The organism is Bacillus sp. SRB_8 (assembly GCF_003264205.1).
Classification (GTDB): Bacteria; Bacillota; Bacilli; order Bacillales; family Bacillaceae_G; genus Bacillus_A; species Bacillus_A mycoides.
Genome location: NZ_NADT01000045.1, coordinates 66,401 through 88,697 on the forward strand (window position 1 = coordinate 66,401; position 22,297 = coordinate 88,697).

General features: G+C 37.4%; 23 protein-coding genes and 12 tRNA genes. 33 read left to right on the forward strand and 2 right to left on the reverse strand.

Going from position 1 to position 22,297, the window contains the following annotated elements; genetic code table 11:
* Window positions 1-200: 200 nt before the first annotated feature.
* From B5P40_RS27715 to uvsE, 14 genes are all read left to right on the forward strand, one after another.
* On the forward strand, window positions 201-311 hold the full coding sequence (locus tag B5P40_RS27715) for a DUF3948 family protein (protein WP_001058532.1): 111 nt from the start codon (window positions 201-203) through the stop codon (window positions 309-311).
* A gap of 35 nt (window positions 312-346) precedes the next feature.
* On the forward strand, window positions 347-463 hold the full coding sequence (locus B5P40_RS27720; protein ID WP_000654250.1) for a DUF3948 family protein: 117 nt from the start codon (window positions 347-349) through the stop codon (window positions 461-463).
* 44 nt (window positions 464-507) lie between these two features.
* Window positions 508-615, forward strand: coding sequence for a DUF3948 family protein (locus B5P40_RS27725; RefSeq protein WP_000664237.1), 108 nt, complete (start codon window positions 508-510; stop codon window positions 613-615).
* Window positions 616-650: 35 nt separating this feature from the next.
* Window positions 651-767, forward strand: a complete 117-nt coding sequence (locus B5P40_RS27730) for a DUF3948 family protein (RefSeq protein ID WP_002029425.1) — start codon at window positions 651-653, stop codon at window positions 765-767.
* A gap of 42 nt (window positions 768-809) precedes the next feature.
* Complete coding sequence (locus B5P40_RS27735; protein WP_001083697.1) at window positions 810-920, forward strand: DUF3948 family protein; 111 nt, start codon at window positions 810-812, stop codon at window positions 918-920.
* 310 nt (window positions 921-1,230) lie between these two features.
* The gene (gene hppD, locus B5P40_RS27740) at window positions 1,231-2,349 is read left to right on the forward strand and encodes a 4-hydroxyphenylpyruvate dioxygenase (RefSeq protein ID WP_000810917.1); all 1,119 of its coding nucleotides are present in this window, start codon (window positions 1,231-1,233) and stop codon (window positions 2,347-2,349) included.
* 66 nt (window positions 2,350-2,415) lie between these two features.
* Window positions 2,416-3,372, forward strand: coding sequence for a fumarylacetoacetate hydrolase family protein (locus B5P40_RS27745; RefSeq protein ID WP_002191747.1), 957 nt, complete (start codon window positions 2,416-2,418; stop codon window positions 3,370-3,372).
* Entirely contained in the window at window positions 3,338-4,510 is a 1,173-nt protein-coding gene (locus B5P40_RS27750) for a homogentisate 1,2-dioxygenase (protein ID WP_002140161.1), read from the forward strand. The genes B5P40_RS27745 and B5P40_RS27750 overlap by 35 nt, the downstream gene beginning before the upstream one ends.
* 257 nt (window positions 4,511-4,767) lie before the next feature.
* A complete protein-coding gene (gene bcaP / locus B5P40_RS27755; RefSeq protein ID WP_113710261.1) occupies window positions 4,768-6,183 on the forward strand; it encodes a branched-chain amino acid transporter BcaP in 1,416 nt (471 codons plus the stop codon).
* Window positions 6,184-6,290: 107 nt separating this feature from the next.
* Window positions 6,291-7,565 (forward strand): MDR family MFS transporter, encoded by a 1,275-nt coding sequence (locus tag B5P40_RS27760; protein WP_002009960.1) that lies wholly within the window; start codon window positions 6,291-6,293, stop codon window positions 7,563-7,565.
* Between the two features lie 300 nt (window positions 7,566-7,865).
* On the forward strand, window positions 7,866-8,954 hold the full coding sequence (locus B5P40_RS27765) for a D-alanine--D-alanine ligase (protein ID WP_002009961.1): 1,089 nt from the start codon (window positions 7,866-7,868) through the stop codon (window positions 8,952-8,954).
* A 60-nt stretch (window positions 8,955-9,014) separates the two neighbouring features.
* Window positions 9,015-10,391, forward strand: a complete 1,377-nt coding sequence (gene murF, locus B5P40_RS27770) for a UDP-N-acetylmuramoyl-tripeptide--D-alanyl-D-alanine ligase (protein WP_113710262.1) — start codon at window positions 9,015-9,017, stop codon at window positions 10,389-10,391.
* A gap of 306 nt (window positions 10,392-10,697) precedes the next feature.
* Window positions 10,698-12,314: a degradosome RNA helicase CshA gene (gene cshA / locus B5P40_RS27775; protein WP_002063522.1), complete on the forward strand. Its 1,617-nt coding sequence runs from the start codon at window positions 10,698-10,700 to the stop codon at window positions 12,312-12,314.
* A gap of 92 nt (window positions 12,315-12,406) precedes the next feature.
* Complete coding sequence (gene uvsE, locus B5P40_RS27780; RefSeq protein ID WP_002009966.1) at window positions 12,407-13,369, forward strand: UV DNA damage repair endonuclease UvsE; 963 nt, start codon at window positions 12,407-12,409, stop codon at window positions 13,367-13,369.
* Between the two features lie 169 nt (window positions 13,370-13,538).
* Here the strand turns inward: uvsE and B5P40_RS27785 are convergent, their stop codons facing one another.
* Entirely contained in the window at window positions 13,539-14,087 is a 549-nt protein-coding gene (locus tag B5P40_RS27785; RefSeq protein ID WP_002139859.1) for a rhomboid family intramembrane serine protease, read from the reverse strand.
* A 91-nt stretch (window positions 14,088-14,178) separates the two neighbouring features.
* Between B5P40_RS27785 and acpS the strand changes: the two genes are divergently transcribed.
* The 6 genes from acpS to B5P40_RS27815 all read left to right on the forward strand — a co-directional run bounded on the left by acpS (window position 14,179) and on the right by B5P40_RS27815 (window position 20,123).
* Window positions 14,179-14,538: a holo-ACP synthase gene (acpS, locus tag B5P40_RS27790; protein ID WP_002009969.1), complete on the forward strand. Its 360-nt coding sequence runs from the start codon at window positions 14,179-14,181 to the stop codon at window positions 14,536-14,538.
* A 156-nt stretch (window positions 14,539-14,694) separates the two neighbouring features.
* Window positions 14,695-15,645 (forward strand): LolA family protein, encoded by a 951-nt coding sequence (locus B5P40_RS27795; protein ID WP_002124820.1) that lies wholly within the window; start codon window positions 14,695-14,697, stop codon window positions 15,643-15,645.
* A gap of 117 nt (window positions 15,646-15,762) precedes the next feature.
* Window positions 15,763-16,932: an alanine racemase gene (gene alr, locus B5P40_RS27800; RefSeq protein ID WP_113710263.1), complete on the forward strand. Its 1,170-nt coding sequence runs from the start codon at window positions 15,763-15,765 to the stop codon at window positions 16,930-16,932.
* Window positions 16,933-17,243: 311 nt separating this feature from the next.
* Entirely contained in the window at window positions 17,244-17,531 is a 288-nt protein-coding gene (locus tag B5P40_RS27805; protein ID WP_000004570.1) for an antitoxin EndoAI, read from the forward strand.
* 4 nt (window positions 17,532-17,535) lie between these two features.
* Window positions 17,536-17,886 (forward strand): type II toxin-antitoxin system endoribonuclease NdoA, encoded by a 351-nt coding sequence (gene ndoA, locus B5P40_RS27810; protein ID WP_000635965.1) that lies wholly within the window; start codon window positions 17,536-17,538, stop codon window positions 17,884-17,886.
* A gap of 68 nt (window positions 17,887-17,954) precedes the next feature.
* On the forward strand, window positions 17,955-20,123 hold the full coding sequence (locus B5P40_RS27815; RefSeq protein WP_113710264.1) for a Tex family protein: 2,169 nt from the start codon (window positions 17,955-17,957) through the stop codon (window positions 20,121-20,123).
* 57 nt (window positions 20,124-20,180) lie between these two features.
* On the opposite strand, the gene cmpA is transcribed toward B5P40_RS27815, so the two are convergent.
* On the reverse strand, window positions 20,181-20,297 hold the full coding sequence (gene cmpA, locus B5P40_RS27820; RefSeq protein WP_001143642.1) for a cortex morphogenetic protein CmpA: 117 nt from the start codon (window positions 20,295-20,297) through the stop codon (window positions 20,181-20,183).
* 210 nt (window positions 20,298-20,507) lie between these two features.
* On the opposite strand from cmpA, the gene B5P40_RS27825 reads away from it, so the two are divergent.
* The 13 genes from B5P40_RS27825 to B5P40_RS27885 all read left to right on the forward strand — a co-directional run bounded on the left by B5P40_RS27825 (window position 20,508) and on the right by B5P40_RS27885 (window position 22,253).
* A complete protein-coding gene (locus B5P40_RS27825) occupies window positions 20,508-20,963 on the forward strand; it encodes a SprT family protein (protein WP_016095131.1) in 456 nt (151 codons plus the stop codon).
* Between the two features lie 114 nt (window positions 20,964-21,077).
* Window positions 21,078-21,152 (forward strand) — tRNA-Asn (locus tag B5P40_RS27830).
* 3 nt (window positions 21,153-21,155) lie between these two features.
* Window positions 21,156-21,246 (forward strand) — tRNA-Ser (locus B5P40_RS27835).
* Between the two features lie 8 nt (window positions 21,247-21,254).
* Window positions 21,255-21,329: transfer RNA gene (locus B5P40_RS27840), tRNA-Glu, on the forward strand.
* A gap of 4 nt (window positions 21,330-21,333) precedes the next feature.
* Window positions 21,334-21,409, forward strand: a tRNA-Val gene (locus B5P40_RS27845).
* 24 nt (window positions 21,410-21,433) lie between these two features.
* A tRNA-Met gene (locus B5P40_RS27850) sits at window positions 21,434-21,510 on the forward strand.
* A 3-nt stretch (window positions 21,511-21,513) separates the two neighbouring features.
* A tRNA-Asp gene (locus B5P40_RS27855) sits at window positions 21,514-21,589 on the forward strand.
* 87 nt (window positions 21,590-21,676) lie between these two features.
* A tRNA-Gln gene (locus B5P40_RS27860) sits at window positions 21,677-21,751 on the forward strand.
* Between the two features lie 5 nt (window positions 21,752-21,756).
* Window positions 21,757-21,829: transfer RNA gene (locus tag B5P40_RS27865), tRNA-Lys, on the forward strand.
* A gap of 16 nt (window positions 21,830-21,845) precedes the next feature.
* Window positions 21,846-21,928, forward strand: a tRNA-Leu gene (locus tag B5P40_RS27870).
* A 96-nt stretch (window positions 21,929-22,024) separates the two neighbouring features.
* Window positions 22,025-22,098 (forward strand) — tRNA-Arg (locus B5P40_RS27875).
* A 6-nt stretch (window positions 22,099-22,104) separates the two neighbouring features.
* Window positions 22,105-22,181 (forward strand) — tRNA-Pro (locus B5P40_RS27880).
* A 1-nt stretch (window position 22,182) separates the two neighbouring features.
* Window positions 22,183-22,253, forward strand: a tRNA-Gly gene (locus B5P40_RS27885).
* The last annotated feature ends 44 nt before the right edge of the window (window positions 22,254-22,297 follow it).

A 22,297-nucleotide genomic window follows, 5' to 3' on the forward strand; every position in this document is an offset into this window, starting at 1 on the left:
TTTGAGTGTTTATTTAAAAAAACGTAAAAAAAGTGTAATAAAATTTACGTAATTATATTGCAACGTAATAATAGTTATGTTACATTAGTGTTACAAACGTTACGTAATTAATTTCAATGTAACGTTAACATGAAAACTATGAACTAATCATTTCTTAGTAATTACATATAGATAACTTATAAAAAAGGAGAATGAATGATATGAACAACGAGCAAGTATTAAACGTAACAAAAGGTGACTTCTTAGGATCAGCAAGCGGAGCAGTAGTATTAACAGCATTAATCGTATTTCTATCAAGCGTATTAGTATAATAGAAGTTTTGTAACAAAAGATAAATGAAAGGAGAATGAAAGATATGAAAGAGCAAGTATTACAAGTAACAAAAGGTGACTTCGTAGGATCAGCAAGTGGAGCGGTAGTATTAACAGCATTAATCGTATTTCTATCAAGCGTATTAGTATAATAGAAGTTTTGTAACAAAAGATAAATGAAGGGAGAATGAAAGATATGAAAGAGCAAGTATTACAAGTAACAAAAGGTGACTTCGTAGGATCAGCAAGTGGAGCGGTAGTATTAACAGCATTAATCGTATTTCTATCAAGTGTATTAGTATAATAGAAATTTTGTAACAAAAGATAAATGAAGGGAGAATGAAAGATATGAAAGAGCAAGTATTACAAGTAACAAAAGGTGATTTCTTAGGATCAGCAAGCGGAGCAGTAGTATTAACAGCATTAATCGTATTTCTATCAAGCGTATTAGTATAATAAAAGTTTTAAATTGTACGAAATGAAAGGAGAATGAGGAATATGAACAGTGAACAAGTGTTACAAGTAACAAAAACAGATTTATTAGGATCATTAGGCGGAGCGGTAATATTAACATCATTTATTCTATTCCTTGCAAATATATTAGTATGAAAAATATAAATACAATCATTCAAAAAAAATAAAGACTCTAACGTATTAGTAAGTAGTTAATATGTTGGAGTCTTTTTTGTTTTCCTCTCATATATACCTTCAAGTATTAATATTTTCCCCTTACTTTAAAGAGAAAAAAGTCGAATTTTATATGTAAGAAAAAAAGAGGAATTTGACAGAAAAGATAGAAAATTTTAAAGGTCGGAAATTGTTAGCTTGCTAACTAATTTCTATTAATTGATGTTGGAAGCGTTTTCGGTTGGTTTTAAGTATGGACTATTTAATCTATTTACAGGGGGATGAAGATATTATGAAACAAAAATCTATGGATACGCTAGCTGCACAAATGGAGGACTTTTTTCCGGTACGTGATGTAGATCATTTGGAATTTTACGTAGGGAATGCAAAGCAATCAAGTTATTATCTTGCGAGAGCGTTTGGATTCAAAATTGTTGCTTATTCTGGATTAGAAACAGGAAACCGTGAAAAGGTATCTTATGTTCTTGTGCAAAAAAATATGCGTTTTGTTGTGTCTGGAGCTTTAAGTAGCGATAGCCGTATTGCAGAGTTTGTAAAGACTCATGGTGATGGAGTGAAAGATGTAGCTTTACTTGTTGATGACGTTGATAAAGCATACTCTGAAGCTGTAAAACGTGGCGCTGTTGCGATTGCTCCTCCTGAAGAGTTAACAGATGAGGACGGTACCTTGAAGAAAGCGGTTATTGGTACGTATGGTGATACAATTCATACGCTTGTAGAGCGTAAAAATTATAAAGGAACATTCATGCCAGGATTTCAAAAGGTAGAGTTCAATATTCCATTTGAAGAATCCGGTTTAATTGCTGTAGACCATGTCGTTGGTAACGTTGAGAAAATGGAAGAATGGGTTAGTTATTATGAGAACGTCATGGGATTTAAACAAATGATTCACTTTGATGATGACGATATTAGCACAGAGTATTCGGCATTAATGTCAAAAGTTATGACGAATGGAAGCCGTATTAAGTTTCCAATTAATGAACCAGCAGACGGAAAAAGAAAGTCACAAATTCAAGAATATCTAGAGTTCTATAACGGAGCGGGTGTACAGCATCTTGCTTTATTAACAAGTGACATTGTAAAAACAATTGAAGTGCTTCGTGCGAATGGCGTGGAGTTTTTAGATACGCCAGATACGTATTACGATGAGTTAACTGCACGTGTTGGGAAAATTGATGAAGAAATTGATAGATTAAAAGAATTGAAGATTCTAGTAGACCGTGACGAAGAAGGTTATTTATTACAAATCTTTACGAAACCAATTGTAGATCGTCCAACTCTATTTATTGAAATCATCCAACGTAAAGGTTCTCGTGGATTTGGCGAAGGGAACTTTAAAGCTTTATTCGAATCAATTGAAAGAGAACAAGAGCGTCGCGGAAATTTATAAAATTTGTATCCACCAGCAAGAGTTCCTTTGTTGGTGGAAATTTCATTTTCATAGGGAGGAATCACGATGAAATTTGTTACATTTCGTCTCCCATCGAAAGAAATGCGAGCTGGATGGCTTGAAGGTGACAAAGTAATCGATATGAATCTTGCGAGTGATGGACAATTACCTTCTTCTATGTTCGCCTTTTTAGAGAAAGCAGATGAGTATGTAGAAGTATTGCGTAATATTAAGAATCCTGAAAAGGGTATATATTCCTTAGAGGAAGTTCAATTAGCAGCGGCAATTCCTAATCCGAGTAGCATTCGAGATTTTTATGCATTTGAGCAGCATGTAAAAACAGCTCGCGGGAGAAGAGGGCTAGATGTTGTACCTGAATGGTATGATATCCCGGTTTTTTATTTTACGAACCACCGTGCTGTTATTGGTCCAGATGATTTTGTTATTGGTCCGAAGAAGTCTAAAAAGCTTGATTATGAGTTAGAGATTGCTTGCGTAATTGGGAAAGAGGGACGAAACATTTCTCGTGAACAAGCAGAGGAATATATTTTTGGTTACTGCATTATGAACGACTGGAGTGCAAGGGATTTACAAGCAACAGAAATGAAAGTGGGACTCGGTCCAGCGAAAGGAAAAGATTTTGCAACTTCATTAGGAGCGTATCTCGTTACGAAAGAGGAATTAGACGTTTATCGTAACGGTGATCGTTATGATTTAGAGATGACTGCTCATGTAAATGGAAAGATATTATCAAAGGGAAACTTCCAAGATATTTACTATACATTTGCTGAAATGATTGAACGTGCTTCGGAAGACGTTACGTTATATCCAGGAGATGTGATTGGTTCTGGGACAGTAGGAACAGGATGTATTTTAGAACTTGGTACAGAAGAGTGGCTACAAGATGGAGATGTTGTAGAGCTGTCGATTACTGGTTTAGGTACGTTACGTAATACGGTCAAAAAAGACATGAAAGCAGGTGATGGGCATGTTTTATCGTCACATGGGGGAGCTACCTCATAAACGACATGTACAATTTCGTAAAAAAGATGGATCGCTTTATCGTGAGCAGGTAATGGGGACAAAAGGTTTCTCTGGTACCCAGTCTATTTTGTATCATCATTATATGCCAACAGAAGTAGGGCACGCGGCATTATCGCATTCTTGTCAGTTACAGTATGAAGAGGATGCCCTTCTTGCTCATCGCCACTTCCGTACGAAAGAAAATAAAAAAACTGGTGATGCAGTAAGCGGAAGAAACTTTATGCTTGGGAATGAGGATTTATTAATTGGAGTAGTGAGTCCAACAGAAAAAATGGATTATTTTTACCGTAATGGTGATGGCGATGAAATGTTATTTGTTCATTATGGAACAGGAAAAATTGAAACGATGTTTGGAACGATTCACTATAGAAAAGGTGATTATGTAACAATTCCAATTGGAACGATTTATCGTGTTATTCCAGATGAGGGAGAGACTAAGTTTCTTGTTGTAGAGGCAAATAGCCAAATTACAACACCAAGTCGCTATCGCAATGAATATGGGCAATTGTTAGAACATAGTCCGTTTTGTGAAAGAGATATGCGTGGACCGGAGAAATTGGAGACATATGATGAAAAAGGTGAGTTTGTCGTAATGACAAAGTCGAGAGGTTATATGCACAAGCATGTGTTAGGGCACCATCCGTTAGATGTTGTTGGGTGGGATGGGTATTTATATCCGTGGGTCTTTAATGTGGAGGATTTTGAACCAATTACAGGTCGTATTCATCAGCCACCACCAGTACATCAAACATTCGAAGGGCATAATTTCGTCATTTGCTCTTTCGTACCGCGTTTATACGATTATCATCCAGAATCTATTCCGGCACCATATTATCATAGTAATGTGAATAGTGATGAGGTACTGTACTATGTAGAAGGTAATTTTATGAGCCGAAAAGGTGTAGAAGAAGGTTCTATTACGCTTCATCCAAGCGGGATCCCGCATGGGCCACATCCAGGGAAAACAGAAGCGAGTATAGGGAAGAAAGAGACACTTGAACTGGCTGTTATGATAGATACATTCCGTCCGCTTCGTATTGTAAAACAAGCACATGAGACGGAAGATGAAAAATATATGTATAGCTGGATTGAAGAGGGTTCATATACTGTGAAATAAGTAAAAAGAGGCATGCTCACTACGGGAGCATGCCTCTTTTATGGAATCGACATGTATAATAATACCAAAAAAAGTTATGAAAATATATATAGATATGATTGTCTGAATCTTTTTATCGAAAGGATGATAAGAGTATAGTATGTATCTCGATAGTTTTCTGTTTATTTCGACAAAAGTATTGACTAAAAAACATGCCGTGGGTAAAATGAAAAAGTAAATTAAATTTTCAGAAAACTAAAATCATGGAGGAGCACAGTATGAAGCAAATTTTTCAAAAGAAGCCGATTTCAACGTTACTGCAAGAAAGTAAACAAAAGACATTATCGAGAACGTTAGGGGCACTTGATTTAACAATGCTTGGAATCGGAGCAATTGTTGGAACTGGTATTTTTGTTCTTACTGGCGTTGTAGCAGCGAAACATTCTGGACCAGCTATTATATTATCATTTGCTATAGCTGCATTAGCTTGTGCCTTTGCTGCATTTTGTTACGCTGAATTTGCTTCTTCAGTTCCTGTCTCAGGGAGTGTTTACACGTACACGTATGCGACGATGGGAGAAGTATTTGCATTCTTAATTGGATGGGATTTAATGCTCGAGTATTTATTAGCCACATCTGCTGTAGCCAATGGATGGTCAGCGTATTTGCAATCGTTATTAAAGGGATTTGGGATTCATATTCCCACCATTCTCTCCTCGGCCCCTGGTACTGGAAAGGGTGGAATAATTGATTTACCTGCAGTTCTAATTATTCTAGTTATGACGGTTCTTTTATCTAGAGGTGTTCGTGAAAGTGCACGTGTAAATAATATAATGGTATTTATTAAACTAGCAGTTGTTCTCATTTTTATCTTCGCCGGATTTAATTATGTAAAACCTGAAAATTGGACACCTTTTATGCCATTTGGGTTAGATGGTGTAATGGCTGGAGCAGCTACAGTTTTCTTCGCATTCATTGGATTTGATGCTGTATCAACAGCCGCAGAAGAAGTGAAGCGCCCACAACGCGATTTGCCGATTGGAATTATTGCATCGTTACTAGTTTGTACGGTTCTTTACATTGTTGTTTCACTTATTTTGACAGGGATTGTTCCATACGGTCAGTTGAATATATCAGATCCAGTTGCTTTCGCACTTCAATTTATTGGACAAGATAGTTTGGCGGGAGTGATATCAGTAGGAGCAATTACAGGAATTACAACTGTAATGCTAGTTATGATGTATGGGCAAGTTCGTGTTTCATATGCAATGAGCAGAGATGGATTGTTACCGAAGCGTCTTGCTAAAGTTCATCCGAAATTTAAAACACCATTTTTAAATACATGGACAACAGGTATTATTGCAGCACTTATTTCAGGATTAATAGATTTAAATGTTTTAGCACATCTTGTAAATATGGGAACTTTGTCAGCATTTGCACTTGTAGCTGTTGCTGTCATTGTGATGAGACGAACTCATCCTGATTTACCAAGGGCGTTTAAGGCGCCGCTCGTACCATTTTTACCGGCATTAACAGTTATCTTTTGCTTATATTTGATGCTTCAATTATCAGCGACAGCTTGGATTAGTTTTGGTGTTTGGATGGTTATCGGTATAGTAGTTTATTTCGCCTATAGTAGAAAGCGTAGTGTTTTAAATAATAGTAAAAAAGAAGAAGATGTAGCAAATTTATAAGTGGAAAAATCCATTCTAATTCTGTTAGGATGGATTTTTGTTTTGAAAATTTACATTTTTCTGAATGTATTATAAGATAATTGTTGGCGAACTAAAGGGGTGAAAATGTGAAAAATACATGGCGTGAGCTAAGAGAGATGGATCGTAACGTATGGATTCGATTTATCGGTGAGACTTTGAACGGAATTGCGATGATGATGTTAATGCCTTTTTTTGCACTATATTTAAAAGATAAGGTAGATTCTTTATTACAAGTTGGGATTATTATGGCGCTTTCTCCAATTGCTGCAAGCTTTGGCTCGCTTATAGGCGGAAGAATAGCTGATATATATGGAAGAAAGCCAATTATGATATTTTCAATGGCGAGTAATGCGTTATTAATGCTCGGTTTTTTATTTATCGAAGGATTTATTCCATACGCTATTTTATCTATTTTTTTAGGGTTAAGTAATTCTTTATTTCATCCAGCAGCATCAGCGATGGTTGCAGATGTGACGGCGCCAGAAAAAAGAACAGAAGCATATGGTTTATTGCGAATGGGACACAATATTGGTGCTGCAATTGGACCGATAATGGGAGCATCAGTAGTTGTTTTATCAAAGAACCTCGTGTTTATTATTGCTTCATCCGCTATGTTGTTTTATGCGCTACTAGTGTTAGTACTTATTAAAGAAACAATGCCAAAAATTACGGATATGACGGAAAAAAGTAAAGAGCAGGAATCCGGAGCAGTTTGGAAAATTTTAATGAGAGATAAGGCGTTAATGATTTATTTGTTAGCGGGGATCATTATTTCTATGGGGTTTTCTCAAACAGAAGGCATGTTACCGCTTCACTTTGATAACGAAATGAAGGATATTTTTGGAGTCAACAATCCATACCCATATTTAATGGCATTAAATGGTCTATTAGTTGTTTTATTTCAATTTCAAATTTCAAAATGGGCGACAGATAAACCTGTTGGAAAGACGATGTTATACGGTGCGTGTTTGTTCGGAATTGGTTTGTTTTTTATAGGATGGTTACCGAAGTGGTTTGGAGAATATGATACAAATGCTACAATTATTTTAATGACGTTAATGTTTGTTTATGCCATATATACGTTAGGCGAGATGATTATGTCGCCTGTACAGATGACGTTTGTAGCGAATTTGGCGCCTGAGCATTTGAGAGGAACCTATATGGGGGCGGCGAGTTTGCAGTGGATTACAGGAAGTGCATTCGGTCCACTTCTTGGTGGTTTTTTATTGGATCGTTTGCTTGGTCACTACTTATTTACAATTTTAAGTGTAGGGTGTGTAGTTGCAGGCTTTGTATATGTTTCTTTAGATCGTCTTGTTGAGCAGAGGCAAAAAGATACGCCTACAAAACAGTCTTCTTAATAAAATGAAACTTTAATCAGTGTTTTTTCATTCTCCACAAATGGTAAGGTAATATAGATGACATACACACAAAGTGGATTTCTACATATTTTAGGTACATAACTAGATTAGATAGCAATTTTGCTCTAAAGTTTAATTTTGTTTAGGTGTGTAGAAATTAAAGGGAAAAAGTGTAGAAAACCAATAAGTGGTGTCTTTTAATTATTTGTGGAAGTTACATTTTATTTCAAATAGGAACTACCTATTTTTATAAAAAGTGCTAAAATAGAAAAATGAAAACAATTGGTTAGGGTGATTTCAGTGACAAAAATTAAATTAGGTTTATTATACGGTGGAAAATCAGCTGAGCATCAAGTTTCGTTACAAACGGCTCTTGCTGCTATTAAAGCATTAAATCAAGATAAATTCGAGATTCATCCAATTTATATTACAGAACAAGGCCAATGGATGCGTGGAGAGCGTATTGAAGGCGAAGTAACAAATGTTGAGGCATTACAAATGAGTGGGGAAGAGAATACAATTTCTCCTGTATCATTAAGTACAGAAATTATCCCAACGGCAACTTCTAAACAAGAAGATGCAATTGATGTTATTTTCCCATTATTACATGGACCGAATGGCGAAGATGGAACAGTACAAGGGTTATTAGAATTACTAAACATTCCATATGTAGGTAACGGTGTATTAGCATCATCTGCTGGTATGGATAAAGTTGTTATGAAAAATATCTTTGCAGAAGCTGGATTGAAACAAGCGAAATATGCATCTTTCATTCGGAGTGCATGGGAAAAAGATCGTGAAACAGCGTATGAAAAAGTAGAAGAAGTATTAGGATATCCTTGCTTCGTAAAACCAGCAAACCTTGGTTCAAGTGTTGGTATTAATAAGTGTAATGATCGTGAAGAGCTTGAGAATGCATTCGAAGAGGCATTCCAATTTGACCGTAAAATTATTGTAGAAGAAAATATTGTAGGTCGTGAAGTAGAAGTTGGTGTATTAGGTAATGATGAGCCGAAATGTTCAGTTGTAGGTGAAATTGTACCGAAAAAAGATTTTTATGATTACAAATCGAAATACATCGATGGTGATACAGCGTTAATTATTCCAGCTGAAATGACAGAAGAAGAGTCTAATGTAATTAAGCGAGATGCAATTATCGCATTCCAATCATTAGATGGTTCGGGCTTAACACGAGCTGATTTCTTCTTAACGAAAGATGGAGAAGTATATATTAACGAAGTAAACACAATGCCAGGATTCACGCCGTTTAGTATGTTCCCTCTATTATGGCAACATACAGGGTTACCGTATCCGGAATTAATTGAAGAGCTAATTCGCTTAGCGATTGAGCGTCACGAAGAAAAACAAAAAATTAAATATACAATCTAACAAAAAAGGAGGAAGCACTATTCGAAGGAATAGTGCTTCCTCTATGTAGGGAGTGTTTTCATGATAAATCGAACGTTAAAACAAGTAGAGCAGATGATAAATGGTACTGGATTAGCAGAGCGGTATGAGGGAATTACTATACAAGGAGTGTCTATTGATACGAGGAAAATTGAAAATGGAAATTTATATGTTCCAATTCAAGGTGAACGTTTCGATGGACATGCTTTTGTAGACAAAGCTGTTGAAAATGGGGCGATTGCTACATTATGGATGAAAGATGTAGAAAACCCACCTGAAAATCTTCCGGTTATTTTTGTAGAAGATACACTAGCAGCATTGCAAATGTTAGCGAAAAACTATCGTGATCAATTGGATGTAAAAGTTATTGGTGTAACGGGTAGTAATGGTAAAACATCTACGAAAGATATTGTAACAAGTATTCTTGCGACTAAATTTAAAGTTCAAAAAACAGAAGGTAATTTCAACAACCACATCGGTTTACCTCTTACTATTTTAAATTTAGAGGAAAATACAGAAGTAGCTGTATTAGAAATGGGCATGTCAAGCCGAGGAGAAATTGAATTTCTATCTAAGTTAGCTCGTCCTAATGCAGCTATTATCACGAACATTGGTGAGGCGCACTTAATGGATTTAGGCTCTCGTGAGGCGATTGCTGAAGCGAAGTTAGAAATTGTTACAGGTTTACAAAAGGGTGGCGTGTTCGTATATAATGGAGATGAGCCGCTATTAACGAATCGTGTTCCAGAAATGAATTTAGCAGCTGAAACAGTTACATTTGGTGATGCGAGAGCAAATGATTACTATCCAACTACTGTAACATTGCAGGCTACTGGGACACACTTTAAGATGAACAGGGATGAAACTTTGTCATTCTATTTGCCAGTACTAGGAAAGCATAATGTATATAATACGCTTGCTTCAATGGCAATTGCAAAACATTTTGGTGTAACGTGGGAAGAAATGAAACAAGGTTTAGTAACACTTCAAATGACAGGTATGCGTATGGAAATTGTAAAAACAGATAGTGGTTTAACAATTATCAATGATGCTTATAATGCTAGTCCAACAGCTATGGAAGCTGCGTTCCACCTAATGAATGGTTTAGATGGATTTGCTAAAAAAATTGTTGTGCTTGGTGATATGTTAGAACTTGGAAATCAAGAAGTGCAATTTCATTATGAAGTAGGTAAATTAATTGATCCAGCAAAAATTTCATATGTATTCACATATGGTAAATTAGGGGCTCAAATTGCTGAAGGTGCAAAAATTAATTTCCCTAAAGACCGTGTAAAAGCGTATGATAGTAAAGAAGAGTTAATAAAAGAGTTGCAAGCAGTAGTCGGTACGAAAGATGTTGTATTAGTAAAAGCATCTCGCGGCATGAAATTAGAAGAAGTAATTACGATGTTGAAATAATTGGTGTATATAAATAGGGATGATAGCCACGAAAATAGTGGAAACTTATAATAAGCGCTTACAGTAAACGATAAAAAAATAAAAGTAAAGAAAAAAGCTCTGAATATGAAATAAGGTAACAGTTGGGGTTTGCTTTTTACACCTACAAAACTTATAATTGATAAAGTGTAATAACGTTTAGAAGTATTTTCGTGAAGAATATACGCCCGGTTATATACGTAAGTATTCAGGAAAATGGCTTTTCCGCAAGTTCGGAAAACGCCTTTTTTTAAATGATAAGTATAGGATAGAAAAGGAGAAGTAACATTGACAACATTTCGAGAACTAGGATTAAGTGAGTCTTTACTACAATCTGTTGAAAGTATGGGCTTTGAAGAGGCTACGCCGATTCAAGCTGAAACAATTCCACATGCATTGCAAGGTAAGGATATTATTGGGCAAGCGCAAACAGGTACAGGGAAAACAGCAGCATTCGGATTACCACTATTAGATAAAGTGGATACAAATAAAGAAGCAGTTCAAGGTATTGTTATCGCGCCAACGCGTGAATTAGCAATTCAAGTTGGAGAAGAGCTATACAAAATTGGTAAACATAAACGTGTTCGTATTCTACCAATTTATGGTGGTCAAGATATTAACCGCCAAATTCGTGCTCTAAAAAAACACCCACACATTATTGTAGGTACGCCGGGTCGTATTTTAGATCATATCAACCGTAAAACACTTCGCTTACAAAACGTAGAGACTGTTGTTCTTGACGAAGCGGATGAAATGTTAAACATGGGCTTCATTGAAGATATTGAAGCGATTTTAACAGATGTGCCAGAAACACATCAAACATTATTATTCTCAGCGACAATGCCAGATCCAATCCGTCGTATTGCTGAGCGTTTCATGACTGAGCCTCAACACATTAAAGTAAAAGCAAAAGAAGTAACAATGCCAAACATTCAGCAGTTCTATTTAGAAGTGCAAGAAAAGAAAAAGTTTGACGTGTTAACACGCTTACTAGATATTCAATCTCCAGAGCTTGCAATCATATTCGGTCGTACAAAGCGTCGTGTTGATGAATTATCAGAAGCATTAAACTTACGTGGTTATGCAGCAGAAGGTATTCACGGTGACTTAACACAAGCGAAGCGTATGTCTGTATTACGTAAATTTAAAGAAGGTACTATTGAAGTTCTTGTTGCAACAGACGTTGCTGCACGTGGTCTTGATATTTCAGGCGTAACACACGTATACAACTTCGATATCCCACAAGATCCAGAATCATACGTTCACCGTATCGGTCGTACTGGCCGTGCCGGTAAAAAAGGTATTGCAATGTTATTTGTAACACCACGTGAATCAGGACAATTAAAAAATATCGAGCGTACAACAAAACGTAAGGTTGATCGTATGGACGCACCGACACTTGACGAGGCGTTAGAAGGTCAACAACGTTTAATCGCTGAAAAACTTCAAAGCACAATTGAAAATGATAACTTATCATACTACAAGCGTATTGCAGAAGAAATGTTAGAAGAGAATGATTCTGTAACAGTAGTAGCTGCTGCTTTAAAAATGATGACAAAAGAGCCGGATACAACTCCGATCGCTTTAACATCAGAACCACCAGTTGTTTCAAGAGGTGGCGGTGGCGGTTCTAAAAAACGCGGTGGTAACGGAAGTGGATACCGTGATGGTAACCGTAATCGTAGTCGTGATGGACGCGGCGGTGGCGATGGTCGTAACCGTGATCGCAATCGTGATGGACGTGGAAGCGGAAGTGGCGATGGTCGTAACCGTGATCGTAATCGTGATGGCGGTAGCCGTGATGCTGGTAGCCGTGATGGCAACCGTGGTCGTAAAGGTGAAGGTCGCCCTGGATCTTCAAATGGACGCGGCGAAAGAAAACATCATAGCCGTCCACAAGCTTAATAAAAAAGAGAATGCCCTTTGCTGGCATTCTCTTTTTTTATTTCTGTAATTGTGCATACTACATAGTAACTCGTATAGAAATGAGGTGCTATATGCTTGTAAGACTTGGGTATGTTGCGATGAGTGTACATTTGAAGAATGCTTCTCCATCTCAAACGATGACGTATGCACAGTTTCAGCGGATTGATGATCGAGAGGCTGCGATTCGTAAACTTGAAAGAATCGCTAATTCGAATTTGGAAAATTGCTTACGGTTATTAAAACATAATAAAGGGCATGATATATCTTTCTTTCGACTTAGTTCCAAGCTTATTCCTTTAGCGAATCATGAGGAGTTGTTAGATTGGAACTATATTCGTCCGTTAAAAGAAAATCTGAAAGAATTAGGTGAATATGCAATTCGTATGAATATGCGAATTGACTTCCATCCAGATCACTTTGTTGTACTAAATTCACCTGAGGAGAGTATTCTCAAACAATCTGTAAAGACATTGCAGATGCACAAAAAATTGTTAAAGGGTATGGGAATTGAACATAAGCAACGATGTGTATTACATGTGGGAGGAGGTTATAAAGATAAGGAGCTTGCATTAGAACGCTTTATAGAAAATTGGTCAACTGTTCCAAGAGGTATTCAAGAGATGATTATATTAGAAAATGATGACACGACCTTTTCTTTAGAAGAAACATTGTATTTAGGTGAGAAATTAGACATTCCAGTCGTGTTTGATTTGCACCATCATATGATGAATAATGACCAGGAAGATTGGCATGAAGATTGGGCGCGTGTTGTACATACGTGGGAATCGTCTTTGTTACCGGTTAAAATGCACATCTCCAGTCCTAGAGATGGAAAAAACCCGAGAGCACATGCGGATTTTATTGATGTAGATACTTTCTTATCTTTTTTGAAAAAGATAAAGGGGAGTGTTCCGCGAATTGATTGTATGATTGAGGCGAAGAAAAAGGACGAGTCTTTATTTCAACTAATGAGAGAGTTAAGTAAACAAACAGATGTGGAAATTATCGATGGTGCGAGCTTCTATATTAAATAAGCTCTGCGCCATCGTTTTTTTTTGTCCCGCTATTTGCCGGGCAGTAAGACTCCCGCCTCAAAATTCGGCGAATGCGAGGGAGTTAGGTGGGAGTCGGGCTGCCCGTAAAAGCCCGATTGGTGCGGGCTAATAATCAGTGGGGGATGGAACCCCCCCACTGATTAAAGTTTCACTTTATTAAAAAAGGGGTGCACATGCCGCCGATGATCAGTCCTGTTAAATGGCTTATAGGATTGGCAGAGGGATTAAAGAAAGTAAATAGTAGTAATATAAGTATCATTATTGAAAAAATAGCGATGTCTCTTGGTTTTGAAGAACGATATCGACTATACAATAAAAATAATTGGGCGCCTAGTAATCCGAAAATACCACCAGATGCTCCGGCGTGAATATATTCAAGAGGCATAATAATATAAGAAGAAATATTCCCGAGAATGCCAGAAAGGAAAAAAATAATGATGAAAGAAAAGTGTCCTAGTTGTTTTTCGATGGAAGAACCAAATACGAATAAACAAATACTATTAGAAAGGAAATGTTGTAAGTCTACGTGTACAAGTAAGGAAGTTATGACACGCCACCATTCTCCTTTAGCGATATATTCATTGTAGGCTGCCAGGTGAAAGAGGGAAAAGTCGCTCAATATAATCATGACTAATTGTATAAGAAGTAAAGAAATGATAATCGGTTGTAAGGAAATGCGAGTGGATGGTATTAGCATGTTGTTAGTATCACTCCTTTTGCATCAGAAAGATTCCTGTTATTCTTACAATATGAATGAAGAAAGCTAAATAGAAGAAGGGGATTTTGAAATGATTGTAGGGATTGGAATCGATATTATTGAGTTAAATCGAATTGAAAAAATGCTAGATGGAAAGCTTAAATTTATGGAACGTATTTTAACTGAAAGAGAACGTGGTGTTGCCGAGGGGCTGAAAGGAAGTCGTCTTACAGAATTTGTAGCTGGAAGATTTGCAGCAAAAGAGGCGTATTCTAAAGCGGTAGGGACCGGTATCGGGAAAGAAGTGAGTTTTTTAGATATTGAAGTAAGGAATGATGATAGAGGTAAGCCGATTATCATTACAAATACAGAGCATATTGTTCATTTATCAATTAGTCATAGTAAAGAATTTGCCGTTGCTCAAGTTGTTTTGGAAAGCTCGTCACGCTAGTCTGCATATTTTATATCTTTGTCTCATATATTTGAGGTAGCGATAAGGAAGGCATATCTTCCATTCATTTATAGGGGCAAAGGGGCTGAAGTGATGAAAAGGCGTCTGTTTTTAGTTCTTGTCGGTTTATTGACCGTTTTTGTGTTGGCGGGTTGTATGGAAAAGAAACAGGAAGATGTTGTGAGAGATTTAGAAACGAAAGTTAAAAGTATGAAGAGTTATCAAGCTGAAGCGAAATTATCTATTAAAACAGGAAATGAACCTCAAGAGTACAATGTAGAAATTTGGCATAAAGAACCTTCGTATTATCGTGTGAATTTGCAGAATGCGAAAAAGGATCAGAGTCAAATTATTTTAAGGAATGATGAAGGTGTATTTGTATTAACACCGGCACTTAATAAGAGTTTCCGTTTTCAAAGTGATTGGCCGCAAAATAGTAGCCAGGCTTATTTATATGAATCACTTGTAAGAGATATTTTGCAAGATAAGAAAAATCTCTCTTTCGAGAAAACAGATAAGTATTATGTGTTTAAAACAAAAACAAATTATCAACATCAAAATATGTTGCCGAAACAAGAAATTAAGCTGAATAAAAGTGATTTAACACCAGTTTCTGTGAAACTGATGGATAATGATCAAAATGTCCTTGTAAAAGTAGATTTCACTAAAGTAAAGTTTGATGCAAAGTTTGATAAAGGTGCATTTGATACGAAACAAAATATGTCTAGAGCACAAGTGGATGTTCAGACGGCAGCGAAAGAAGACAAACCGTTTGCTATTTTGTATCCACGTGATACACCGCAAGGTATGACTTTGAAAGAGGAAGAAGAGTTGAAGACAGACAGTGGCAAGCGTGCAATACTCACATACACTGGAAGTAAGAAATCCTTTACTTTAATACAAGAAAAGTCAAAAGTTGCAGAGGCCTCATCGGCGGTAAGTGTAAGTGGAGAGCCGGTTGATCTTGGTTTCACGATTGGTGCATTGACGAAAGACTCTGTAACGTGGTCACATAACGGAGTAGAATATATGCTCGTGTCTAAAGGTTTAGAGACGAATGAGTTGTTGATGGTTGCTCGTTCGGTTACAGCGAAGCAGGTGAAGTAAACTTCTTAGACGTGGTGATATATGTGCACCACGTCTTTTCTTAGTTTGAAGGTGGATTTCATAAAAGAAGCATATAAAAGAATAAGCTTCGCATATCGTGTATAAGGAAGTGTATTTATGGAAGAAGCACCGTTTTACCGTGACACGTGGGTGGAAGTGGATTTAGATGCGATCTATAACAATGTTACACATATTAAAGAGTACATTCCAAGTGATGTAGAGATTTTTGCTGTAGTTAAAGCGAATGCATATGGGCACGATTATGTACCGGTGGCTAAAACTGCATTAGAAGCAGGAGCAACAAGATTAGCAGTTGCTTTTTTAGATGAAGCTTTAGTGCTTCGGAGGGCTGGTATTACTGCACCGATTTTAGTATTAGGTCCTTCCCCGCCCCGTGATGTAAATGTAGCTGCTGAAAATGATGTAGCATTAACTGTTTTTCAAAAAGAATGGGTGGAAGAAGCGATAAAGCTCTGGGATGGTTCATCAATAATGAAATTCCATATTAATTTTGATAGTGGTATGGGGAGAATCGGAATACGTGAACGAAAAGAATTAAAAGGGTTCTTAAAGAGTTTAGAAGGTGCGCCATTTTTAGAGTTAGAAGGAGTATATACGCATTTTGCAACAGCGGATGAGGTTGAGACTTCTTACTTTGATAAGCAATATAATACATTTTTGCAGCAGTTACGTTGGTTGAAAGAATTTGTAGTGAATCCTAAATTTGTCCATACAGCCAATAGTGCCGCAACGTTAAGGTTTCAAGGGATTACATTTAATGCGGTGCGAATTGGTATTGCGATGTATGGATTATCCCCATCTGTAGAAATACGTCCTTTTTTACCATTTAAATTGGAACCGGCGTTGTCACTTCACACGAAAGTTGCTCATATTAAGCAAGTGATTAAAGGAGATGGGATTAGTTATAATGTCACATACCGAACGAGAACTGAAGAATGGATTGCGACAGTTGCAATTGGATATGGAGATGGCTGGCTTAGAAGATTGCAAGGGTTTAAGGTACTTGTAAAAGGTGAAAGAGTACCGATTGTAGGGCGAGTAACAATGGATCAATTCATGATACATCTGCCTTGTGAAGTGCCACTTGGTACGAAAGTTACACTCATTGGAAGACAAGGTGATGAGTATATTAGTGCTACCGAGGTTGCTGAATATTCCGGGACTATTAATTATGAAATTATCGCAACGATAAGCTTCCGTGTACCTAGAATATTTATACGACACGGTAAAGTTGTAGAAGTAATCAATTATTTGAACGATATATAGAAGAAGGTATTATTACTCAGCATCTCGTCATTTGGAGGAGTTTCACTAATAAAGAATAGGCTCTTTTTCGCTGGGGAGCTTCTTTTTATACTTGTTATTAATATAAGTTGCAATGAAATATTACTGAAGGATTGCTTTATTTCTTGTTTGAAAGAGATAAAAAGTAAAAGAAGATGAATGTTTTATTTATGAATTGGAAAACATAAGCAAGGAATAAGGAAGTCTTTGCAACAGGCTCCATACAATGGTATTATTACAATAGGTGTCATATATATATTTGGGTGTGTAGTTGACGGTGGAGGTGTATTTTTGTGTCCGAATCAAGTGTAACTACTGAAATCGTGGTTCGGTTGCCAAAGCAAATGGTAACGGAATTGGACGGAATTGGAAAACAAGAGAATAAGAATCGCCATGAACTAATTTGCCAGGCAACACAACTGTTATTGCGTCAACATAAGACGAAGAAACGCTACCAACATGAATCAATGCGACGTGGGTACATTGAAATGGGAAAAATTAATCTTGGTATTGCATCTGAAGCTTTCTTAGCAGAGTATGAAGCAGCTCATACAGTAGAACGCTTAGTTAGCGGGGGGTAATATTTTGATTGTAAAACGCGGCGACGTGTATTTTGCAGACCTTTCCCCAGTTGTTGGTTCTGAGCAAGGAGGCGTTCGTCCGGTTCTTGTCATTCAAAATGACATCGGAAATCGTTTTAGTCCGACTGTGATTGTAGCGGCTATTACTGCACAGATTCAAAAAGCGAAATTACCCACTCATGTGGAAATTGATGCGAAAAAGTACGGTTTTGAGAGGGATTCTGTTATTTTACTTGAGCAGATTCGAACAATCGATAAGCAACGCTTAACGGACAAAATCACTCATTTGGATGAAGTGATGATGAGTCGTGTAGATGAAGCGTTACAAATTAGTTTAGGACTAATAGATTTTTAAATCGGCAGTTTAAGTTGCTCTCTTTACAGGGCAACTTTTTTTTATTATAGAGGAGGTTGCGGTTGGATATGGAAATGGTAGATAATCGACAAGGGTTAATGAAAATGTTAGTGAAAGAATTAGGCTTTACAGAAAAGCAAGTTCGTCATGTTATTCAATTAACAGAAGAAGGTAACACAGTTCCATTTATCGCTCGTTACCGAAAAGAATGGACAGGGTCTCTTGATGAGGTGCAAATTCGTGCAATCTTAGAAAGATGGCAATATATGATGCAACTAGAAGATAGGAAAGAAGAGGTTCTTCGTCTTATTGGTGAAAAGGGTAAACTAACCGAAGAGTTGCGTCGTCATATTGTTGCTGCAACAAAACTTCAAGAAGTAGAAGACTTATATCGTCCATATAAAGAAAAAAGAAGAACGAAAGCTACAATTGCTAAAGAAAAGGGATTAGAACCGTTAGCTGAGTGGCTATTATTATATAAAAAAGAAAATCCAGCAGAGAAGGCTATGGAATTTGTTAATGCAGAAAAGGAAGTGGCGTCTGCAGAAGATGCGTTGCAAGGTGCGCAAGATATTATTGCGGAACTTGTTTCGGATAATGCGGCATATCGTAGTTGGATTCGCAATACTACTTTCCGAAAAGGGATTATGTCTTCATCTGTAAAAGATAAAGAAAAAGATGAAAAGAATATATATGAAATGTATTATGGCTATGAAGAACCGTTGCAAAAAGTAGTGCCGCATCGTGTACTAGCTATGAATCGTGGTGAAAAGGAAGACGTATTAAGAGTTTCTGTTATCACGCCAATTGAAGAAATTCTTCAGTTTTTACATAAAAAAATGATTCTTGATGAAGCTTCTAAAAGTGCGCATTATGTACAATTAGCGATGGGAGATGGATATAAGCGATTAATTCAACCTTCAATAGAAAGAGAAATTCGTAAAGAATTAATGGAAACGGCCGAAGAACAAGCGATTCATATTTTCTCTGAGAATTTACGTAATTTATTATTACAACCTCCGATGAAAGGGAAAGTTGTGTTAGCGGTAGATCCAGCATATAGAACCGGTTGTAAATTAGCTGTAGTAGATGATACAGGAAAAGTTCTTCACATAGATGTTATTTATCCGCATCCGCCTGCTCGTAAATATGAGGATGCAAAAACGAAAATCATTTCAATTATAGATAAATATGAAGTTGAAATGATAGCGATTGGAAATGGTACAGCTTCGAGGGAAACGGAAGAATTTATAGTAGATGTATTACAAAATGTAGAGCGAGATGTATTTTACATTATTGTAAATGAAGCGGGTGCTAGTGTGTACTCAGCATCTGATGTAGCTCGCGAGGAGTTTCCAAATTTACAGGTTGAAGAAAGAAGTGCTGTTTCAATTGGGAGACGTCTACAAGATCCACTTGCAGAACTTGTGAAAATTGACCCTAAATCTGTCGGGGTGGGACAATATCAACATGATGTATCTCAAAAGAGATTAAATGAATCATTAACATTTGTAGTAGAGACAGCAGTTAACCGAGTTGGTGTTAATGTAAATACAGCTTCAGTTGCATTGTTGCAATATGTTTCGGGATTATCAAAAACAGTTGCGAAAAACATTGTAGCTAAGCGTGAGGAAGATGGGAAATTCACGAAGCGTACTGAATTAAAGAAAATCCCACGTTTAGGTGCAAAAACATATGAACAATGTATCGGGTTTTTACGTATATTAGAAGGAGCGAATCCGTTAGATCGCACAGGGATTCATCCAGAACAATATAAAAATGTTGAATTGCTATTGAAGAGCTTAGGGTTATCAAAGAATGATGTGGGGAAACCAAACTTGCAAAAGAGTTTCGAAGGAGTAGATATTTCTAAATTATCTCAAGAGACGGAGATTGGTGAGCCGACATTAGTTGATATTATGGATGCTTTAATTAGCCCGGAGCGAGATATGAGGGATGAGTTGCCAAAGCCACTTTTGAAAAAGGGGATTTTAAAATTAGAAGATTTAAAGCGTGGTATGGAATTAGAGGGAACGATCCGCAATGTTGTTGATTTCGGTGCCTTTGTTGATATTGGTGTGAAGCAAGATGGTTTAGTACATATTTCTAAACTAAGCAAACAATTTGTAAAGCATCCATTAGATATTGTATCCGTGGGACAAATTGTAAAGGTATGGGTAGATGATATTGATACGAAAAAAGGTCGTGTTGCATTATCAATGTTACCGATTGAATAGTAAGAAAAGAGAGCAGATGAAACTGCTCTTTTTTTATGAACTGGAAAGTTTAATTGATTATGAGCTTTGATGTATTTTACTATAATAAAACCAGCATTCATTTAGTAACTTGATTTGATACCGGTTTTTCTCAAAATATGCACGTTGCATTTGTTTCTTTAGCCACGTGGGCATAGGAATCCCTCCTTGTTTAATCCTGCTCTCAAAAAAAGTAGCTCCTTTTAGTTAAAGTAACTTTGATGAGAGGTTGGTGAGTGGATTTCTAGCAATGCTGCATTTTTAGAAATCACGCTTCTTGAATGAGGATGGGTATATGTACTATTTACTATATGTATAAGAAGGGAGAAAAGTGTGGAAATATTTTTTAGTTTAGGAGGAATGAGAATGGATGAACAAGAAATTCAGCGGTTAGTGGAAGAGGTATCGTTACAATGCTTTGGAATGCCGTTTTTACATAAAGCGATGTTTAATAGTAGGTTACGTACAACTGGTGGGCGTTATCTATTGAAGAATCATAATATAGAATTGAATTATCGATATTACGAAGTATATGGAAAAGAAGAGTTAGTCGGGATTGTTAAACATGAACTTTGTCATTATCACTTACATATCACAGGAAAAGGGTATAAGCATCGAGATAGAGATTTTCGTGAGTTATTAAAGAAAGTAGGTGCACCACGTTTTTGTAAACGAATGATTAGTGAGGAGGAAACGAGAGTTTCTATGTATGAATGTATGGGGTGTTCTTTTCAATATGTAAGAAGACGCCAAATAAATACACAAAGATATGTATGTGGAAAGTGTAAAGGACAACTAAAACTGGTAGTGAAAACATCTTGACAGTGAAAACGTAATCCAGTATATTATAAACATGTCACGTTTGCGCAAGATGTTGTGAAAAAACCTCTTGACTTACGATGAGATTTTTTATAAGATACAAATTGTCTTCATTATTCCGCAGTAGCTCAGTGGTAGAGCTATCGGCTGTTAACCGATCGGTCGTAGGTTCGAGTCCTACCTGCGGAGCCATACAGAGAAGTACCCAAGTGGCTCAAGGGGCTCCCCTGCTAAGGGAGTAGATCGCTAACGCGGTGCGAGGGTTCGAATCCCTTCTTCTCTGCCATACATATTGGCCCGTTGGTCAAGTGGTTAAGACACCGCCCTTTCACGGCGGTAACACGGGTTCGAATCCCGTACGGGTCACCACTTCGGAGGATTAGCTCAGCTGGGAGAGCACCTGCCTTACAAGCAGGGGGTCGGCGGTTCGATCCCGTCATCCTCCACCATATAAATTATATAAATAATATTATCGCGGGGTGGAGCAGTACGGTAGCTCGTCGGGCTCATAACCCGAAGGTCGCAGGTTCAAATCCTGTCCCCGCAACCAAATGGTCCCGTGGTGTAGTGGTTAACATGCCTGCCTGTCACGCAGGAGATCGCCGGTTCGACCCCGGTCGGGACCGCCATTTTAACTTCTGCTATATAGCAGTTGTTTTTTATTGGACATTATGGTAAAATAACATTTGTCTTTGAAAAGAAGATAACTATTTCGATGGGCTATAGCCAAGCGGTAAGGCAACGGACTTTGACTCCGTCATGCGCTGGTTCGAATCCAGCTAGCCCAGCCATTTACGAGCCATTAGCTCAGTTGGTAGAGCATCTGACTTTTAATCAGAGGGTCGAAGGTTCGAATCCTTCATGGCTCACTTTTGTTTTTTCCGCGCGGTCGTGGCGGAACGGCAGACGCGCTAGGTTGAGGGCCTAGTGGGGGAAACCCCGTGGAGGTTCAAGTCCTCTCGGCCGCATCAAAAAATCTTTTAAAAAGTACTTGCATTTGAAAATGTAGTATGGTAAGATAATTGAGTCGCCAAAATACAACGACGAAAAAACATCATGAATAAGCGCCCGTAGCTCAATTGGATAGAGCGTTTGACTACGGATCAAGAGGTTAGGGGTTCGACTCCTCTCGGGCGCGCTATAACGGGAAGTGGCTCAGCTTGGTAGAGCACCTGGTTTGGGACCAGGGGGTCGCAGGTTCAAATCCTGTCTTCCCGACCACGCGGGTGTAGTTTAGTGGTAAAACAAGAGCCTTCCAAGCTCTGGTCGAGAGTTCGATTCTCTTCACCCGCTTTTAGTTCTTTGAAAACTGAATGAAACAAACAACGTGAACGTCA